The sequence below is a fragment of the Pseudomonas sp. KnCO4 genome (assembly GCF_045344305.1).
Lineage (GTDB): Bacteria > Pseudomonadota > Gammaproteobacteria > Pseudomonadales > Pseudomonadaceae > Aquipseudomonas > Aquipseudomonas anuradhapurensis.
On sequence record NZ_CP174199.1, the window covers coordinates 3,624,333 to 3,640,097 of the forward strand.

Below are 15,765 nucleotides of genomic sequence, written 5' to 3' on the forward strand. Positions count from 1 at the left end.
CCGCGAATACGATGGTGGCGCCACTATCGCATTCGCGGGTGAACCCGCTCCCACAGGGTCCCTGCTAGCCCCTCAAGTCATCTATCAATGGCTGAGGTTTTCCAAGGCCTGGTTCAACGCCAGCACATTGACCACCGGCGGGCCAACCAATGGCTGCAGGGTGGCTTCTTCGAGCAAGCCTTGCAAGCGCTCTACCGGCAGTTGCCGCGCCGCCGCCACCCGTGGAATCTGGTAGGCCACGGCTTCCGGTGGCAGGTGCGGGTCGAGGCCACTGCCCGAAGTGGTCAGCAGCGCCAGAGGCACCGCCCCCTGCTGCGCCTGATACTGCGCTGCCGCATCACCCTTGACCCGCTCCGCCAGCGCCGGGTTGCTCGGCGACAGGTTGCTTGCACTGCTGGCCACGGTGGCGAAGGCACCCGCCGAAGGGCGCGAATGGAACCAGCCATCACCCTGGAAATCCTGGGCGATCAACGCCGAACCGCGCACCTGGCCCTGGTCATCGCGTACCAGGCTGCCGTTGGCCTGGCTGGGGAATGCCAGCTGGGCAATGCCGGTCACCGCCAGCGGATACAGCGCGCCCGTCAGCACGGTCATCAACAAGGCCAGGCTCAACGCCGGGCGGACATAAGCATTCATGGCGGCCTCCTCAGACCAGGTGCAGGGCATTGAGCAGCAGGTCGATCAGCTTGATCCCGGCAAACGGCACGACAATGCCGCCCAGGCCGTAGATCAGCAGGTTGCGCCGCAGCAGGTGCGCGGCACTCGCGGCCTGCACCCGTATCCCGCGCAGCGCCAGCGGGATCAGCACGATGATGATCAGCGCGTTGAACACGATGGCCGAGAGGATCGCGCTCTGCGGGCTGGCCAGGTGCATCAGGTTGAGCACGCCCAGCTGCGGGTAGATGGCAGCGAACAGCGCCGGCAGGATGGCGAAGTACTTGGCCACGTCGTTGGCGATGGAAAAGGTGGTCAACGCACCGCGGGTGACCAGCAGCTCCTTGCCGACCTGGACCACGTCCAGCAGCTTGGTCGGGTCGCTGTCCAGGTCGACCATGTTGGCCGCCTCGCGCGCGGCCTGGGTGCCGTCGTTCATGGCCATGCCCACGTCAGCCTGGGCCAGTGCCGGGGCGTCGTTGGCGCCGTCGCCGCACATGGCCACCAGGCGGCCGTCGTTCTGCTCCTGGCGAATGCGGGCCAGCTTCTTCTCCGGCGTGGCCTCGGCCAGCACGTCATCCACGCCGGCCTCGGCGGCAATGGCGGCAGCGGTCAGCGGGTTGTCGCCGGTGACCATCACCGTGCGGATGCCAAGCTTGCGCAGCTCGGCGAAGCGCTCGCGAATACCGGGCTTGACCACGTCCTTGAGGTGGATCACACCGAGCAGGCGCTTGTCCAGGCACACCAGTAACGGCGTGCCACCGCTCTGGGCGATGCGCTCCACTTCCCGGGCCAGCGCGGGCGGCATTTCCAGGCGTTGCATGCCGACGAAGGCCAGCACGGCATCGACAGCGCCCTTGCGGTAGCGGTGCTGCTGGAAGTCGATGCCCGACAGGCGCGTCTCGGCGCTGAACGCCACGGCCTCGAATTGCCCAGCAGCCGGTTCGATGAAGTCATGCAGTTGGCGCAGGTACTCGACGATCGACTTGCCCTCGGCGGTGTCGTCGGCCAGCGACGCCAGCAAGGCGCCCTCCCCCAGCTCACGGGCGGTGACGCCCGGGGCGGCATGCAGCGCGCTGCAGCGGCGGTTGCCGAAGGTGATGGTGCCGGTCTTGTCGAGCATCAGCGTGTGCACGTCACCGGCCGCTTCCACAGCACGCCCGGAGCGGGCAATCACGTTCAGCCGCACCAGCCGGTCCATGCCGGCAATGCCGATGGCCGACAACAGGCCGCCGATGGTGGTGGGGATCAGCGTCACCAGCAGCGCGGCGAGGAAGATCAGCGGCAGGCTGCCTCCGGCGAAGTGGGCGAATGGCTGCAGGGTCACCACCACGATCAGGAAGATCAGGGTCAGGCCGATCAGCAGGATGTCGAGGGCGATCTCGTTCGGGGTCTTCTGCCGCTTGGCGCCTTCGACCAGGGCAATCATGCGGTCGAGGGTCGATTCGCCCGGGTTGCTGGTGATCCGGATCAACAGCCAGTCGGAGACCAGCCGGGTATTGCCGGTCACTGCCGAGCGGTCGCCACCGGACTCGCGGATCACTGGCGCCGACTCGCCGGTAATGGCGGCCTCGTTGACCGCTGCGATACCTTCGAGCACCTCGCCATCACCGGGGATCATCTCGCCAGCTACCACCCGCACCACATCGTCCTTGCGCAGCGCGCTGGCCGCGACGGTTTCGTAGCTGCCGTCGCGCTTGCGCCGTTGGGCGGTCAGGCCCTGGCTACCAGCCTTGAGGCTATCGGCGCGGGCCTTGCCACGGCCTTCGGCCAGGGCTTCGGCGAAGTTGGCGAACAACACCGTGAACCACAGCCACAGGGCGATCTGCACGGCCACACCGGTGCTGACGCCGCTGCCAGGCACGGCGCACAGGACGGTGGTCAGCAACGCCGTCAGGGCGACCACCAGCATCACCGGCGAGCGCTTGAGCTGACGCGGGTCGAGCTTGACGAATGCCTGCACCAGCGCCGGGCGCCACAGCGCGGCGAAGCGGGTCTGGTCCTTGGCACTGTGGCGGGTTTGTACTTCAGAAATGGGCATGTTCATGGTCGATCCTCAAAAACCCAGGCTCAGGTGTTCGGCGATTGGCCCAAGGGCCAGGGCCGGCAGGAAGGTCAAGCCGCCGACCAGCAGGATGGTCACCAGCAGCAGGCCGGTGAACAGCGGGCCATGGGTGGGGAAGCTGTTCAGCCCCAGGGGCGCGCTTTTCTTCGCCGCCAGGCTGCCGGCCAGGGCCAGCACCGGCAGAATGTAGCCAAAGCGGCCGATGAGCATGGCCAGGCCGATCATCAGGTTGTGGAACACTGTGCCGGCACCGAAGCCGGCAAAGGCCGAGCCGTTGTTGGCGGCACCCGAGGTGTAGGCGTACAGCAACTGGCTGAAACCATGCGCACCGGGGTTGCTCACCGCAGCCGCCGGGCCAGGCAGGCTGGCAGCGATGGCCCCGAGCACCAGCACGCCGACCGGCATCACCAGCAGGGTCGCCACCAGCAGTTGCACCTCGCGGGCCTGCAGCTTCTTGCCCAGGTATTCCGGGGTACGGCCAATCATCAGCCCCGCCAGGAACACCGCGATCAACACGAACAGCAGCATGCCGTACAGCCCTGCACCAACGCCGCCGAAGATCACCTCGCCGACCATCATGTTGACCATCGCCACCATCCCGGTAAGGGGGTTGAGGCTGTCGTGCATGGCGTTGACCGAACCGTTGGAGGCGGCGGTGGTGGTCACCGTCCACAGCACCGAACCGGTGGTGCCGAAGCGGCTTTCCTTGCCCTCCAGCGGCGCGCTGTGCTGGACCTGCGCACTGTCCAGGGCCGGGTTGGGCTGATACTCGGACCACAACGCCGTGCTGCCGCCGATCAGGAACAGGGCCAGCATGCAGGCGAGGATGGCGCGGCTCTGACGCAGATCCTTCACGTAGTGGCCAAAGGTGAACACCAGCGCCGCCGGAATGAGGATGATCGACGCCACCTCGAACAGGTTGCTCCAGGCCGTGGGGTTCTCGAACGGGTGCGCCGAGTTGACGCCGAAGAAGCCACCGCCGTTGGTACCCAGTTGCTTGATGGCGATCTGGCTGGCGGCCGGGCCCAGCGGGATGGTCTGTTCGCTGCCCTGCAGGGTGACGGCGTGGGCGTAATCGGCCAGGGTCTGCGGCACACCCTGCCACACCAGCAGCAATGCCAGCAGCAGGCACAGCGGCAGCAGGCCATAGAGGGTGGCACGGGTCATGTCGACCCAGAAGTTGCCCAGCGTCGTCGCGCTGCGCCGGGCGATGCCACGGCACAGGGCAACCAGCACGGCCAGGCCGGTGGCGGCGCTGACGAAGTTCTGTACGGTCAGGCCGAGCATCTGGCTCAGGTAACTGACCGACGCTTCACCGCTGTAGGCCTGCCAGTTGGTGTTGGTGACGAAGCTGACGGCGGTGTTGAACGCCAGCGACCATTCCTGGCCGGGCAGGTGCTGCGGATTGAGTGGCAGGTAGCCCTGCAGCAGCAACACAGTGAACAGCAGCAGGAACCCGGCCAGGTTGAAGGCCAGCAGGGCCAGGCTGTACTGCCGCCAGGTCTGTTCCTGGCTGCTGCGCACTCCCGCCAGCCGGTAGCAGGCCTGCTCGACCGGGCCGAGCACCGGGGACAGCCAGGTCCGCTGGCCCTCCATGACCTTGTAATAGAACCGCCCGAGCCAGGGTGCCGGTAGCAGCACGATGGCGAAAAAAGCCAGGAGCAAGGCGAAATCGTAACTGTGCATGGCCGCTCCCTAGCTGCGATCGGCGCGCAGCAGCGCCACCAGCAGATAAAACGCCAATGCCACTGCCAGCAGCAGTGACAGCCCGTCGAGCACGTTCATGTGTGGTTCTCCCCGTGGTGCGGCTTGGGCCGCTTTGGGGGAATTGTCCGAGGGAGAGGCGTAAAGGGGCGAGATCGAGGGGCCGCGATCAAGATAAAGAATGCGTAAAGATCAAGTCACGTGTTGCCTGCACCGACCTCGTTTGTAGGAGCGGATTTATCCGCGATGCGCCGCACGGCGGCGCTCGATCCCACGGGCGACAAACATCTCAAGGCGAACTAGGACTGCACCTGCCCCGAATTCCGGCTCCAGTCCAGCAACAGGCTATACCCCACGGCCAGCAAGGTAGGCCCGATGAACAACCCGATGAAGCCAAAGGCGAGCAAGCCGCCAAACACCCCCAGCAGCACGATCACCAGCGGCAGGTTGCCGCCACGGCTGATCAGGTACGGCTTGAGCACGTTGTCCACGCCACTGATGACGAAGGTGCCCCAGATGCCCAGGAACACCGCCATGCCATACTCGCCTTTCCACACCAGCCAGGCCGTGGCCGGGATCCAGGCCAAGGGCGGCCCCATCGGGATCAGGCTGAGCATGAAGGTCACCAGGCCCAGCACGATGGCGCCGGGGACACCGGCAATCAGGAAGCCGATCAAGGCCAGCACGGCCTGCGCCGCAGCCGTGCCGATCACACCGTTGACCACCCGCTGCACCGTGCCGGCGACCAGCTCCAGGTAGTACTCGCCGCGCTCGCCCACCAGGCGGTGCAGCAAGCGCAGGACGAACGCCGACAACCGCGGGCCGTCGCGATAGAAGAAGAACACGAAGACCAGGCTCAGGGTCAGCTCCAGCACGCCGCTGCCGATCTGCGCACTGCGCGCCAGCAGCCAGTTACCCACCTGCCCCAGGTGCGGCTTGATCGAAGCCAGCAAGGCCGCGCCCTGCTGGTCCAGCGACTGCCACCAGCTGACCAGGCGTTGGCCCACCAACGGGATGCCCCCCAGCCAGGCCGGGGCATCGGGCAGGCCATCGACCTGCACGTCACGGACAAACGCCGTGGCATCGCGAATATGGTCGGCCAGGTTGAACCCCAGCCACACCAGCGGCAGGGCCACGATCAGGATCCAGGCGCTGGTGAGCAGGCTGGCGGCCAGGGTTTCCCGCCCACCCAGCACGCGCGTGAGAAAGCGCATCAGCGGCCAGCTGGCAAAGGCCAGGATGGCCCCCCACAACAGCGCCGAAATGAACGGTGCCATCACCCAAAGGCCGGCACCCAGCAGTGCCAGCAGCAGGATCTGGATCAACAGGCGGTCATTGTTAACCATGGCGGGCTCGTTCAACGGATCAGTTCAAGGTGCAGGCCTTCGCCAGGCGCGCTACCGACCTCGAGGCGGCTATTGCGCACCCCCGCCTTGACCAGCGCCTCGCGCCAGGCTTCGGCCTGTGGGCCACTGAGGCTGGCACGCAGTGTGCTGTCGAGGTTGAGGCTGCGCGCCAGCAGGTCTGCCCAGGTGTCTTGCGGCGCCGCGAGGTCCGGGTAGTCGAGCTTGCCGGTGTCGCGCATTTCCCGCAGCACCGTGGCGGCAGTCGGCAGCAGTACGCCCAGCGGGCTGCCGGCGACGAACTCTTCCACATGCAGGTAGGCGCGGCGGTTGCCACGGGTAACGCTGTACAGCGCGACCAGGGTGTCGGCCTGCTGCGCCGAGCGGCGCAACAGGATGAACGCCTGTTGCTCGTCGCCGCCGTTGAGGCGGGCATTGCCGAATACATCGTTGGCCCACAGGCTGGCTTCGCCGCAATCGCGGCCCTGGCACCAGAACAGCGGGTAGCCACCCTCGCGCTGCAGCGTTTCGCGCGCGCTGGTGAACGCTTCGCGGGCGGTGCGCTCGACTGGCAGCTCATAGGTGACCGAGCTGACCTGGCCGCGGCTTTCGACCTTGTTCTCGACCCGCAGGCGGCCGCTGATCTTGCGTAGTGGGCCCAGCGGGTAGACGCGTTCCTGCTCCACGGCCGGGCGCTGCTCGACCACCTTGGCGTCCACCGGTACTGGCAGGCTGCCGCCCCATGATACGGGGCTGGCGATCACCAGGCAGGCCGCAAAGGCAAAACGAATGGCAGCAGGCGCGCTCATCGGCGACCCAGGCGGCGCTCAGCGCCGAGGTGAAGCTCCAGGATGTCTGGCAATTGCATGGTTGTCTCCCTGTTCAACCCGCCAAGCCTCGACAGTTGTCCGTTGCAAGTCAAGCAAAGCCAAAGAAGCGATTGAAACAGTCTGCGACAAGCGCTGCGCCTTGCTCATCGTTCAGGTGCAGGTGATGGCCACCGGGCAGCTTCACCTGTTCAAAGGGTAGCTGCTGCAGCAACGCGGTGTGGCGTGCCAGCATGCCGTCGGCCGCCACGACCAGGCACGCCGGACAACTCACCCGGCGCACATGGGCCATGGCCTGGGTTTCACTCAGGCGCAGCGGTGATGGCAGGGTCAGGCGGCTGTCGCTGCGCCAGCTGTAGCCGCCCGGTACCGGCATCAGGCCGCGCTGGGCCAGCAGCTCGGCAGCCTCGCGGCTGACCGCGACCATGCCCTTCATGCGCGCCTCTACCCCCTGCTCGAGCGTCGTGTACACCGACTTGCGCTTGTCGTCCAGGCGCAGTTGGGCCTGCAGGGCCATGCCCAGGCGCTCGGCGGCGTCCTGCTCGGCACCGGTCGGGGGGATCACGCCATCGATCAAAGCCAGGTGGCTCACCCGTTCCGGCAACGCGCCAGCCAGTTGTACCGAAATGATTGCCCCCAGCGAATGGCCCAGCAGGGCGAAACGTTGCCAGCCCAGTTGCCCGGCCACCCGCAGCACGTCATGGGCGTAATCGGCCAGGGCATAGCCGGCGCCGGGCGGCCGGTGCTCGGAGTAGCCGTGCCCGGCCAGGTCCAGGGCAACGATGCGCAGGCCTTTCAGGCGCGGTGCCAGGCGGGCGAAGCTGTTGGCATTGTCCAGCCAGCCATGCAGGGCGATCACCGGTAGCCCGTCGGCAGGACCGAACAGGTGCGCCGCCAGTTCGATATGGCCCAGGCTCAGGCGTACTTCCTCTACCTGCGTGCTCATGCCTGGCTCCAGCGGTCGAACAGGCCCTTGATCAGGCTGGCGGTGTCGGTCGGCCGCTCCAGCGGGAACATGTGCCCGCCCGGCACGCTGTGGTATTCGCCCTTGGGCATGCCGCGCACGGCCAGCGCATGGTGGCGGCGGATGACCTTGCTGCGCTCGCCGCGAACCATGGCCAGTGGCACCTGCAAGTGCCGCGCAGGCGCAGGGCTGGTATGCGGAATGCTACGGTAGATGCTGATTTCGGTTGCGACGTCGAAGCGCAGTTGCAGCCCTTGCGGCATCGCCTGCAGGCCATGCTCGACATACGCATCCAGGCAATCGGGATCGAAATGGCGAAACAGCGACTTGCCGGCAAAATAAGCGCGGGCGCTGTTACGGTCGCCGAAGGTTTCGCGGCGTCCCAAGGTGCGACCGGCCGGGGTGATACGGTCGATGAAGCCGAAGCGCTTGGCAGTGCGCAGCAGCCACTGGTCGGCGCGGGTGAGCACTGGCGAGTCGAGCATCACCACCCCGCGGTAGTACTCCGGGCGGCGCAGGGCCGCATGCAGGTGCAGCACACCGCCCAATGAATGGCCGACACCCCATACCGGCTGGTCCTGCCGGGCCAGATGGTGCAGCAACTCATCGACCAGGCTCTGCCAGTTGTCGTCCACCGGAAAGCGTGGATCGTGCCCGTGCTGGGCCAGGTGCTGCACCTGGTAGTCCGGTGCCAGCGCCGCGAACAGCTTGCCGTAGGTGGCCGAGGGGAAACCGTTGGCATGGGCGAAGAAGATCTGCTGCGACATGGCGCCACATCCGGATGGCAAATGATGGCCCATTGTCGGTATCGCCGGGCGGTTCGGCAACGTCCGGAAAGGTCATCGGCGAGGGCTATCAGGTCATGCCCGCATCCACCGGTACAGCGCTGGCCTGGAACACAGCACGATACGTGTGGGAGCGGCCTTGTGTCGCCAAGGGCGCAAAGCGGCCCCGGCGGCTCAAGCCGGGGAGTTGATTGCCCGCAGGGTCATCAGGCCAGCCAGCGGCCAGTCCCCTTCCAGCTCGGCCAAGCTGGCAGTGCTCATGCCCGCCGGCCGCTGTTGATGGCCATGCTCCAGCGCGCCGACCAATGTCCCCACCAGCGGCTGATGGCTGACCAGCAACACATGCTCCAGGCCCAGACGCTCGATTTCGCCGATCACCTGCTGCACGTCACTGTCAGGCGTCAGCCACGGCACAGTGCGCACCGGCTCGGCGAAGCCCAGGGTGTCATGCACCAGGGCCGCCGTCTGCTGGGCGCGCACATAGGGGCTGGCGAGGATCGCCTGCAATGGCTGGCCCAGCAGGCGCGCAGCGCTGTGCAGCACCTGCTCGCGGCCATGGGCGGTCAGCCGGCGTTCGGCATCGCTGTTGGCCCGCGGCTCCGCTTCGCCGTGGCGCAATACCCACAGCTTCACAGCTTGGGCTCCTCGTCACGCACCGGGTGCGGCGCAGGGGCGACGGCATGCGGCGCCTCGCCTTCAGGCGCGCGCGGCGTCGGCCAGTCGGCGAACGGCCAGGGTTTCTGGTCGCTGTGGAAGCTGCCGAATCGGCCGATCTGCGCCAGGTACTGGCTCAGGCTGTCGCCGAAATTCATCAGGCTGGCGCTTGGCGCGCCGTACACCAGGCGATAGATCAACTGCACCAGCACCAGGCCGCCAAGGAGGATCTCGGCCAGTTGCCAGACCACCAGGAAAACCAGCATCCACAGCACCCGCAGGATGATCGACTCGCGCTGGGCGCGCTCCGGGGTATCGTTCATGTTTCGCTCCTTGCTTCGTGCGGCTCAGTTGAAACCGCTGATGGAAATAAAGTCGACGTCGGTCTTCGGCTCGGCGCGCATCAGGTGCTCGATCACCTGGTTCAGCGTGCGGCCTTCGAACAGGATCGCATGCAGGCCCGCCACCAGCGGCATGTACACCTGCACTTCCTGGGCCTTGGCCTTGAGCACCTTGAGCGTATTGACCCCTTCGGCCACTTCGCCCAGGCGGTTGACGGCCTGCTCCAGGCTCAGGCCCTGGCCCAGCGCATAGCCCACCTGGTAGTTGCGGCTCTTGGGCGAGGAACAGGTGACGATCAGGTCACCCACCCCGGCCAGGCCGAGGAAGGTCATGGGGTTGGCACCCTGGCTGACGGCAAAGCGGGTCATCTCGGCCAGGGCACGGGTAATCAGCATGCTCTTGGTGTTCTCGCCCATGCCCAGCGCCACCGCCATGCCGGCGATGATGGCGTAGACGTTCTTCAACGCCCCACCCAGCTCGACGCCAAAACGGTCGCTACTGGCGTAGACACGGAAGGTACGCCCATGCAGCACGGCCTGCACCTGCTGGCAGAGCTTTTCGTCCTCGCTGGCGACCACCGTGGCGGTCAGCGCGTGCTCGGCGATCTCACGGGCCAGGTTGGGGCCCGACAGCACCCCGATGCGGGCTTCGGGGGCGATTTCTTCGAGGATCTGGCTCATCAGCTTGAAGCTCTGTGCTTCGATGCCCTTGGTCAGGCTGACCAGGCCCTTGCCGCGCAGCAATTCGGCGTGGGGCGCGAGCACGCTGCGCAGGGCACTCGACGGCAGGGCGACGAAGATCAGGTCGCTGGCCTGCAAGGTCGCCAGCAGGTCGTTGACCGGTTCGACGCCATCCTGCAGGCGGATGCCCTTGAGGTAGCGTGGGTTTTCGCGGTTGACACGCATCGCCTCGGCCTGCGCCGGGTCACGCATCCATTGGCGCACCGGCACACCGTTTTCTGCCAGCAGGTTCGCCACGGCGGTGCCGAAGCTGCCGCCTCCCAGAACTGCAACAGGTTGCTGTTCAGTCATATTCAATCCGTTAGAGCCATTAAGTTAAGTGGCGACCTGAACATTATACGGGTCGTCTGCTACAGAACCAGTGGTGGGGGTTTTCGGGTTCGCCTTGGGTTTTTTGGCGCCTGTGCGATCGAGCGCCGCGCGGGCGGCGTTCGATTACACAGGCGCTGAACCCCTGAAGACATGCCCCCGCCCCAACCACCATCCCAAGCCCGCCTCCCCCACGGCCCACTGGCAAAACCCGCCCGGTCAGTTACCATGCCTGTCTCACTCCTGAAACAAGGCAGCTTTGTGTTCCCTGGCACGCCCCCGTACCCGCGCCTGCTCCTGCTGACTGCCCTGCTCGGTGGCCCTGCCGTGGCCGATGACTTGTTCATCGACAATACCGACCTGCCGCAGGTTCTGACCGCCACTCGCCTGAAACAATCCCCGGCGGCAGTGCCGGGCAGCATGACCGTGCTCGACAGCGAACTGATCCGCGCCAGCGGCGCCCGCGACATCCCCGAGTTGCTGCGCCTGGTGCCGGGCATGATGATCGGCTATGGCGCCGGCAACCAGCCAACCGTCAACTACCACGGCAGCAACGTCAACGACGCCCGACGCATGCAGGTGCTGATCGATGGCCGCTCGGTGTACCGTGCCGGCCTGGCCACGGTGGACTGGAGCGATATCCCGCTGGCCATGGAAGACATCGAGCGCATCGAGGTGTTTCGCGGCCCGAACACGGTCAGCTACGGCGCCAACGCACTGATGGCGGTGGTCAACATCCTGACCCGCAACCCCGCCGACAGCCATGGCACGCGGCTGAAGACCACCCGCGGCCAGGACGGCATCAACGACTTCTACGCCAGCCACGGCTTTGGCTGGGACGGCGGCGACATGCGCCTGTCGCTGTCAGGCCAGGAGGATGATGGTTTCGATGAAAACCAGTTCGGCCAGGACTACCGCGACAGCCGCCGGCTGACCCGCTTCAACCTCAATGCCAGCCACAGCCTGGCCCACGACCAGACCCTGGAATGGCAGCTGGCGGCGAAAGAAGGCAGCAACCAGCGGCCCTACACCTACAAGCCGGTATTCAAGAGATACGAGGAAGGCCACGACGCTGACGTGAATGCCAAGGACTACGCAGGTTCACTGCGCTGGACCAAGGACTTCAGTGCCGAGCACAGCCTTTATATCCAGGGTTCGGCGCAGCATTTCGACCGTCAGCAGGTCTGGCGTGCCTGCGATGCCTTGCAGTCGTTCAGCCCGGAATTGACCAAGCTCTGGCAGATCAACCCCGACTTCGCCGAGAAAGTGGCGCGCGGCATTGCTACCGGTGCGCCACTCTCGACCAATGACCCGGTCATGAAAGGGCTGCTGGAGAAGGTTCAGCAGCAATGGGCGAACGGTGGCAACCAGCAGGTCTGCGGCGATGTCGACCAGAGCACGCGCGAAACCCGCTACGACCTGGAAATCCAGGACACCCTGAGCCTCACCGACAGCCTGCGCCTGCTCAGCGGCATGAATTACCGCTACGATCGTGCCGACTCGCAGACCTACTTCAACGGCAGCATCGACGACCAGACCTGGCGCCTGTTCGGCCAGCTGGAGTGGCGCGCCGACGAGCACTGGATCCTGCAGGGCGGCACCATGTTCGAGGACTCGCGCCTGTCTGGCAGCTCGTTGACCCCGCGCGTGGCGGTCAACTACCTGATCACCCCGCGCCATGGCTTGCGCGCGGTGTATTCCGAGGCCGTGCGCTCGCCCGACATGTTCGAGAACAACGTCAACTGGAGCTACACGGTCAAGAACCTCAGCCCCAATGCGTTCGGCCTGCAAAACGGCGAGTACTTCGTCAAGACCCGTGGCCCGGGCGACCTCGAACAGGAGCGCATGCGCTCGCGCGAGGTGGGCTACAACGGTTACTTCAGCGACATCGACCTGAGCATGGATGTGAAGCTGTTCTACGACGAGATCACCGGCATGATCAGCGAGCCCCTGAAGAACAACCAGTTCATCGCCAGCAACGCCAACAAGGCCCGCTTCAGCGGTAGCGAGGCACAACTGGACTGGCGCCCGACCCTGCGCGACCGCCTGCGCCTGACCTATGCCTATGTCGATGCCTGGGCCAGCAACCCCGACGACCGCCGCCTCAGCGCCCGCAACAGCGGTTCGGCCGGGTGGATGCGCGAATGGGGCGACGGCTGGTCGAGCGCGCTGTTCTACTATGGCGACGATGCCCTCAACCAGTACCGTTACGAGCGCCTCGACCTGCGCCTGGCCAAACGCTTCCGGGTGCATGGCAGCAACCTCGAGCTGGCGGCGCTATGGCAACAACGCCTGGACGATGAACCGACCACGGCGATCCAGAACCGCTACGACAGCCGCCATCGCCTGAGCGTCAGCGCGGAGCTGGAGTTCTGATGGCCCTGTTGCTGCGCCTGTTGCTGCTCTGCCTGTGGCCGTTGGGGCCGCTGTCCGCCAGCGAAATCGTGCTGGTCGGCGCAGAGGACCAGCCCGGCATCCGCAGCTTCGTCGCGGCCCTGGAAAGCCGCCGCCCACACGATCATGTGCACTTCCAGACCACCGCCGACCTGCCACGCCCCGGCCTGCTCAAGAGCGACCTGCGCCTGATCCTGCTGGACAACGCCGCGCTGGAGTGGCGCCTGGCTGAAAACACCGGCCCACCAGCCCTGGCCATGCGGGTCAGCCGGGTACAGGCTGCACAGCGCCTGGGAAAGTCGCTACCAGCGTTCCTCACATTGTTGTGGAGCGACCCGCCGCTGGGCCGGCAACTGCGCCTGGCGCGCTACCTGCTGCCACAGGCCCAGCGCATTGGCGTGCTGTACGGCGAGCACAGCGGTTTCCTGCTCGAAGAGCTGCGCCTTGCCGCCCGCCCGCTGGGCCTGGAAATCATTGCCCAGAACTGGCCCGACCCGCGTGACAGCCGGCCCCTGCAGCACCTGCTGGCCAACAGCGATGTGCTGCTGGGCCTGGACGACCCCGACCTGTACAACTCCAAGACCGCCAAGAACCTGCTGTTGAGCAGTTATGGCCGACAGATGGCGCTGATCGGCCCGAACGCCGGGTTCGTCCGCGCCGGCGCCCTGGCCAGCACCTTCAGCGACCAGGACGACTGGCTGGCGGTACTCGACCAGTTGCTCGACCAGCCGCCGGCACGCTGGCCACGCAGCTTGTATCCGGCACGCTACGGCGTCAGCGGCAACCAGCAGGTGGCGCGCGCCCTGGGCCTTGAACCGATCGATCCGAACGCCGCCGCCCAGGCCCTGGCTGAAGGAGAACCCACCCCATGAGCAAACGCCTGAGCTGGGACATCCACACCCGTACCCAGATCATCAGCCTCGGCCCTGCCCTGTTGCTGACCCTGCTGCTGATCAGTTTCTTTACCTTCGTGCGCATCCAGGACCTGCGCCAGGAACTTAACCACACCGGGCAACTGATCGCCAACCAGCTGGCGCCGGCCTCGGAGTATGGGGTGATATCGGGCAACAACGAGGTGCTCGAAGGCCTGATGCGCGCCACCCTCAGCATCCCCCACGTGCGCTTTCTCGAGGTGCAGGACAGCCGCAACCATATCCTGGTGTACGTCGAGCAATCCGATGAAAGCACCAGGCGCGCGCAACGCGTCGAAGTGTTCCAGGCGCCCATCCGCCTGCAGCAGATCCGCCTGGACAACGACTTCCTGCAACAGGGCAAGGCAGCCACCCCGGCCATCGGTGACGACTACCTGGGCCGGGTGATCGTCGGCATGTCCGATGACGCCTTCAGCCAGCGCCAGCAGGAGATCGTGATCAAGGCCGGGATCCTCGCGCTGTTCGCCCTGCTGTTCACCTTCCTCCTGGCGCGCCGCCTGGCCCTGAGCCTGGCCAAGCCGATCAGCGACATGGGCCATGCGGTCAAGGCCATCCAGCAGGGCGAATACGACACCCTGCTGCCGGTGGTCGATGACAGCGAGCTCGGCCACCTGGCGCGCCACATCAACAACCTGGCGCACGCCCTCGAGCAGGCCAGCGATGAGCAGAAACAGGCCATTGCCGAGCTGATCCAGGCCCGCGAAGAGGCCGAGCAGGCCAACCGCGCCAAGTCGGACTTCCTGGCCATGATGAGCCACGAGTTGCGTACACCGATGAATGGCGTGCTGGGCATGCTGCAGTTGCTGGAAACCACGCCGCTGAGCAACGAACAGGCGGAGTACACGGCGGTGGCCAGCGAGTCCACCGGGCACCTGCTCAAGGTCATCAACGACATTCTCGACTTCTCGCGCATCGAGCGTGCCGCGCTGCAGCTGGAACACATCGACTTCAACCTCGGCGAGCTGATCACCAGCAGTGTCCAGTCGTTCCAGCACAGCGCCCAGCAGCGCGGCCTGGGCCTGCACCTGCAACTGCCGGTCGGCATCGAGCAACTGCAGGTCAACGGCGACCCCACGCGTATCCGCCAGATCCTGCTGAACCTGGTGGGCAATGCCTTGAAGTTCACCGAACGCGGGCAGGTGCAGGTCGAGGCCCACTGGCAGGTACTCGACCGGCAACTGATCTGGCTGACCTGCAGCGTGCGGGACACCGGTATCGGCATCGACAGCGAACGCCTGGAAATGATGTTCGTCGCCTTCCAGCAGGCCGACAGCTCGATTTCCCGCCGCTATGGTGGCACCGGGCTGGGGCTGTCGATCGCCCGTACCCTGGCCGAACGCATGGGTGGCAAGCTGCGCGGCGAAAGCCGTGAAGGCCTGGGTTCGACCTTTACTCTGGAAATGCCGTTGGCCCTGGCCAGCCCTGCCCCGGCCGCGCTGGCGCAGGCAAGCAAGGCACAACCTGCGGTGGGCGATGAGGGCCAGGTGTTGCTGGTAGAGGACAATCAAGTCAACCAGAGCGTCATCGCCGCCATGCTGCGCAGCCTGGGGCTGGCGGTCTGCACCGCCGGGGACGGCCTGGAGGCGGTCGAACGGGTCAGCCGGCAGCGCTTTGCCGCCGTGCTGATGGATTGCCGCCTGCCACACCTGGACGGCTATGAGGCTACCCGGCGCATCCGCCAGCTGCCTAACGGCGCCGGGCTACCGATCATCGCCCTGACTGCCAATGCGCTGCAGGGCGACCGCGAGCGTTGCATGGCCGCCGGCATGGACGATTACCTGAGCAAACCCTTGCGCCGCACCGACCTGCAGCAGGTGCTGCAGCGCTGGCTGCCCGGCCGGACAACCGCGACTGGCGATAAATGCTAAAGTGCGGCAGTCTTAAACACTGGACAGGACCTTCAACGGACCTGAAAATAGACGTTTCAGTGCACACCTGTACTTCTTTCGCCAGGTGCGCTGTGACTTTCACCACAACGCAATAGTCTACCTGTAGGCTGCCGCCCCGAAGCTTTTGGTATTCGGGCCGGCCGGGAAGATTCATCCCCTGCCA

14 protein-coding genes are annotated in these 15,765 nt (G+C 66.0%); 3 read left to right on the forward strand and 11 right to left on the reverse strand.

The genetic code is table 11. The annotated features are described in order from the left end of the window. Positions 1 to 84: 84 nt before the first annotated feature. The 11 genes from kdpC to ACJA3S_RS17000 all read right to left on the reverse strand — a co-directional run bounded on the left by kdpC (position 85) and on the right by ACJA3S_RS17000 (position 10,369). Positions 85 to 636 (reverse strand): potassium-transporting ATPase subunit KdpC, encoded by a 552-nt coding sequence (kdpC, locus tag ACJA3S_RS16950; RefSeq protein WP_406819369.1) that lies wholly within the window; start codon positions 634 to 636, stop codon positions 85 to 87. 10 nt (positions 637 to 646) lie between these two features. Beyond that, positions 647 to 2,701, reverse strand: coding sequence for a potassium-transporting ATPase subunit KdpB (kdpB, locus tag ACJA3S_RS16955; RefSeq protein ID WP_406819370.1), 2,055 nt, complete (start codon positions 2,699 to 2,701; stop codon positions 647 to 649). A 9-nt stretch (positions 2,702 to 2,710) separates the two neighbouring features. After that, the gene (kdpA, locus tag ACJA3S_RS16960) at positions 2,711 to 4,405 is read right to left on the reverse strand and encodes a potassium-transporting ATPase subunit KdpA (RefSeq protein ID WP_170030807.1); all 1,695 of its coding nucleotides are present in this window, start codon (positions 4,403 to 4,405) and stop codon (positions 2,711 to 2,713) included. A gap of 9 nt (positions 4,406 to 4,414) precedes the next feature. Beyond that, a complete protein-coding gene (gene kdpF, locus ACJA3S_RS16965) occupies positions 4,415 to 4,504 on the reverse strand; it encodes a K(+)-transporting ATPase subunit F (RefSeq protein ID WP_170030809.1) in 90 nt (29 codons plus the stop codon). Positions 4,505 to 4,722: 218 nt separating this feature from the next. Next, a complete protein-coding gene (locus ACJA3S_RS16970; RefSeq protein WP_406819371.1) occupies positions 4,723 to 5,769 on the reverse strand; it encodes an AI-2E family transporter in 1,047 nt (348 codons plus the stop codon). Between the two features lie 11 nt (positions 5,770 to 5,780). Further along, the gene (locus ACJA3S_RS16975; protein ID WP_406819372.1) at positions 5,781 to 6,575 is read right to left on the reverse strand and encodes a DUF4892 domain-containing protein; all 795 of its coding nucleotides are present in this window, start codon (positions 6,573 to 6,575) and stop codon (positions 5,781 to 5,783) included. A 109-nt stretch (positions 6,576 to 6,684) separates the two neighbouring features. After that, entirely contained in the window at positions 6,685 to 7,539 is an 855-nt protein-coding gene (locus tag ACJA3S_RS16980; RefSeq protein ID WP_170030815.1) for an alpha/beta hydrolase, read from the reverse strand. Next, a complete protein-coding gene (locus tag ACJA3S_RS16985; RefSeq protein ID WP_406819373.1) occupies positions 7,536 to 8,324 on the reverse strand; it encodes an alpha/beta fold hydrolase in 789 nt (262 codons plus the stop codon). Before ACJA3S_RS16985 ends, ACJA3S_RS16980 begins: the two co-directional genes overlap by 4 nt. 192 nt (positions 8,325 to 8,516) lie before the next feature. Then, entirely contained in the window at positions 8,517 to 8,975 is a 459-nt protein-coding gene (sixA, locus tag ACJA3S_RS16990) for a phosphohistidine phosphatase SixA (protein ID WP_406819374.1), read from the reverse strand. Beyond that, positions 8,972 to 9,319 carry a DUF4389 domain-containing protein gene (locus ACJA3S_RS16995; RefSeq protein ID WP_170030821.1) on the reverse strand — a complete coding sequence of 116 codons (348 nt, stop codon included), beginning with the start codon at positions 9,317 to 9,319 and terminating at the stop codon, positions 8,972 to 8,974. The genes sixA and ACJA3S_RS16995 overlap by 4 nt, the downstream gene beginning before the upstream one ends. 24 nt (positions 9,320 to 9,343) lie before the next feature. After that, complete coding sequence (locus tag ACJA3S_RS17000) at positions 9,344 to 10,369, reverse strand: NAD(P)H-dependent glycerol-3-phosphate dehydrogenase (protein ID WP_406819375.1); 1,026 nt, start codon at positions 10,367 to 10,369, stop codon at positions 9,344 to 9,346. A gap of 246 nt (positions 10,370 to 10,615) precedes the next feature. Between ACJA3S_RS17000 and ACJA3S_RS17005 the strand changes: the two genes are divergently transcribed. From ACJA3S_RS17005 to ACJA3S_RS17015, 3 genes are read left to right on the forward strand one after another with little or no spacing between them, the layout of a single operon-like run. Continuing rightward, on the forward strand, positions 10,616 to 12,763 hold the full coding sequence (locus ACJA3S_RS17005) for a TonB-dependent receptor plug domain-containing protein (RefSeq protein ID WP_406819376.1): 2,148 nt from the start codon (positions 10,616 to 10,618) through the stop codon (positions 12,761 to 12,763). Then, the gene (locus tag ACJA3S_RS17010) at positions 12,763 to 13,653 is read left to right on the forward strand and encodes an ABC transporter substrate-binding protein (protein WP_406819377.1); all 891 of its coding nucleotides are present in this window, start codon (positions 12,763 to 12,765) and stop codon (positions 13,651 to 13,653) included. The genes ACJA3S_RS17005 and ACJA3S_RS17010 overlap by 1 nt, the downstream gene beginning before the upstream one ends. Beyond that, entirely contained in the window at positions 13,650 to 15,581 is a 1,932-nt protein-coding gene (locus tag ACJA3S_RS17015) for an ATP-binding protein (protein ID WP_406819378.1), read from the forward strand. Before ACJA3S_RS17010 ends, ACJA3S_RS17015 begins: the two co-directional genes overlap by 4 nt. The last annotated feature ends 184 nt before the right edge of the window (positions 15,582 to 15,765 follow it).

Coding starts and splice junctions, on each gene's coding strand:
- ACJA3S_RS17000 (WP_406819375.1), bottom strand. CDS start 10,369: ATGACTGAACAGCAACCTGTTGCAGTTCTGGGAGGCGGCAGCTTCGGC.
- kdpC (WP_406819369.1), bottom strand. CDS start 636: ATGAATGCTTATGTCCGCCCGGCGTTGAGCCTGGCCTTGTTGATGACC.
- kdpF (WP_170030809.1), bottom strand. CDS start 4,504: ATGAACGTGCTCGACGGGCTGTCACTGCTGCTGGCAGTGGCATTGGCG.
- kdpA (WP_170030807.1), bottom strand. CDS start 4,405: ATGCACAGTTACGATTTCGCCTTGCTCCTGGCTTTTTTCGCCATCGTG.
- ACJA3S_RS17005 (WP_406819376.1), top strand. CDS start 10,616: ATGCCTGTCTCACTCCTGAAACAAGGCAGCTTTGTGTTCCCTGGCACG.
- ACJA3S_RS16995 (WP_170030821.1), bottom strand. CDS start 9,319: ATGAACGATACCCCGGAGCGCGCCCAGCGCGAGTCGATCATCCTGCGG.
- ACJA3S_RS17015 (WP_406819378.1), top strand. CDS start 13,650: ATGAGCAAACGCCTGAGCTGGGACATCCACACCCGTACCCAGATCATC.
- kdpB (WP_406819370.1), bottom strand. CDS start 2,701: ATGAACATGCCCATTTCTGAAGTACAAACCCGCCACAGTGCCAAGGAC.
- ACJA3S_RS16980 (WP_170030815.1), bottom strand. CDS start 7,539: ATGAGCACGCAGGTAGAGGAAGTACGCCTGAGCCTGGGCCATATCGAA.
- ACJA3S_RS17010 (WP_406819377.1), top strand. CDS start 12,763: ATGGCCCTGTTGCTGCGCCTGTTGCTGCTCTGCCTGTGGCCGTTGGGG.
- ACJA3S_RS16985 (WP_406819373.1), bottom strand. CDS start 8,324: ATGTCGCAGCAGATCTTCTTCGCCCATGCCAACGGTTTCCCCTCGGCC.
- ACJA3S_RS16970 (WP_406819371.1), bottom strand. CDS start 5,769: ATGGTTAACAATGACCGCCTGTTGATCCAGATCCTGCTGCTGGCACTG.
- ACJA3S_RS16975 (WP_406819372.1), bottom strand. CDS start 6,575: ATGAGCGCGCCTGCTGCCATTCGTTTTGCCTTTGCGGCCTGCCTGGTG.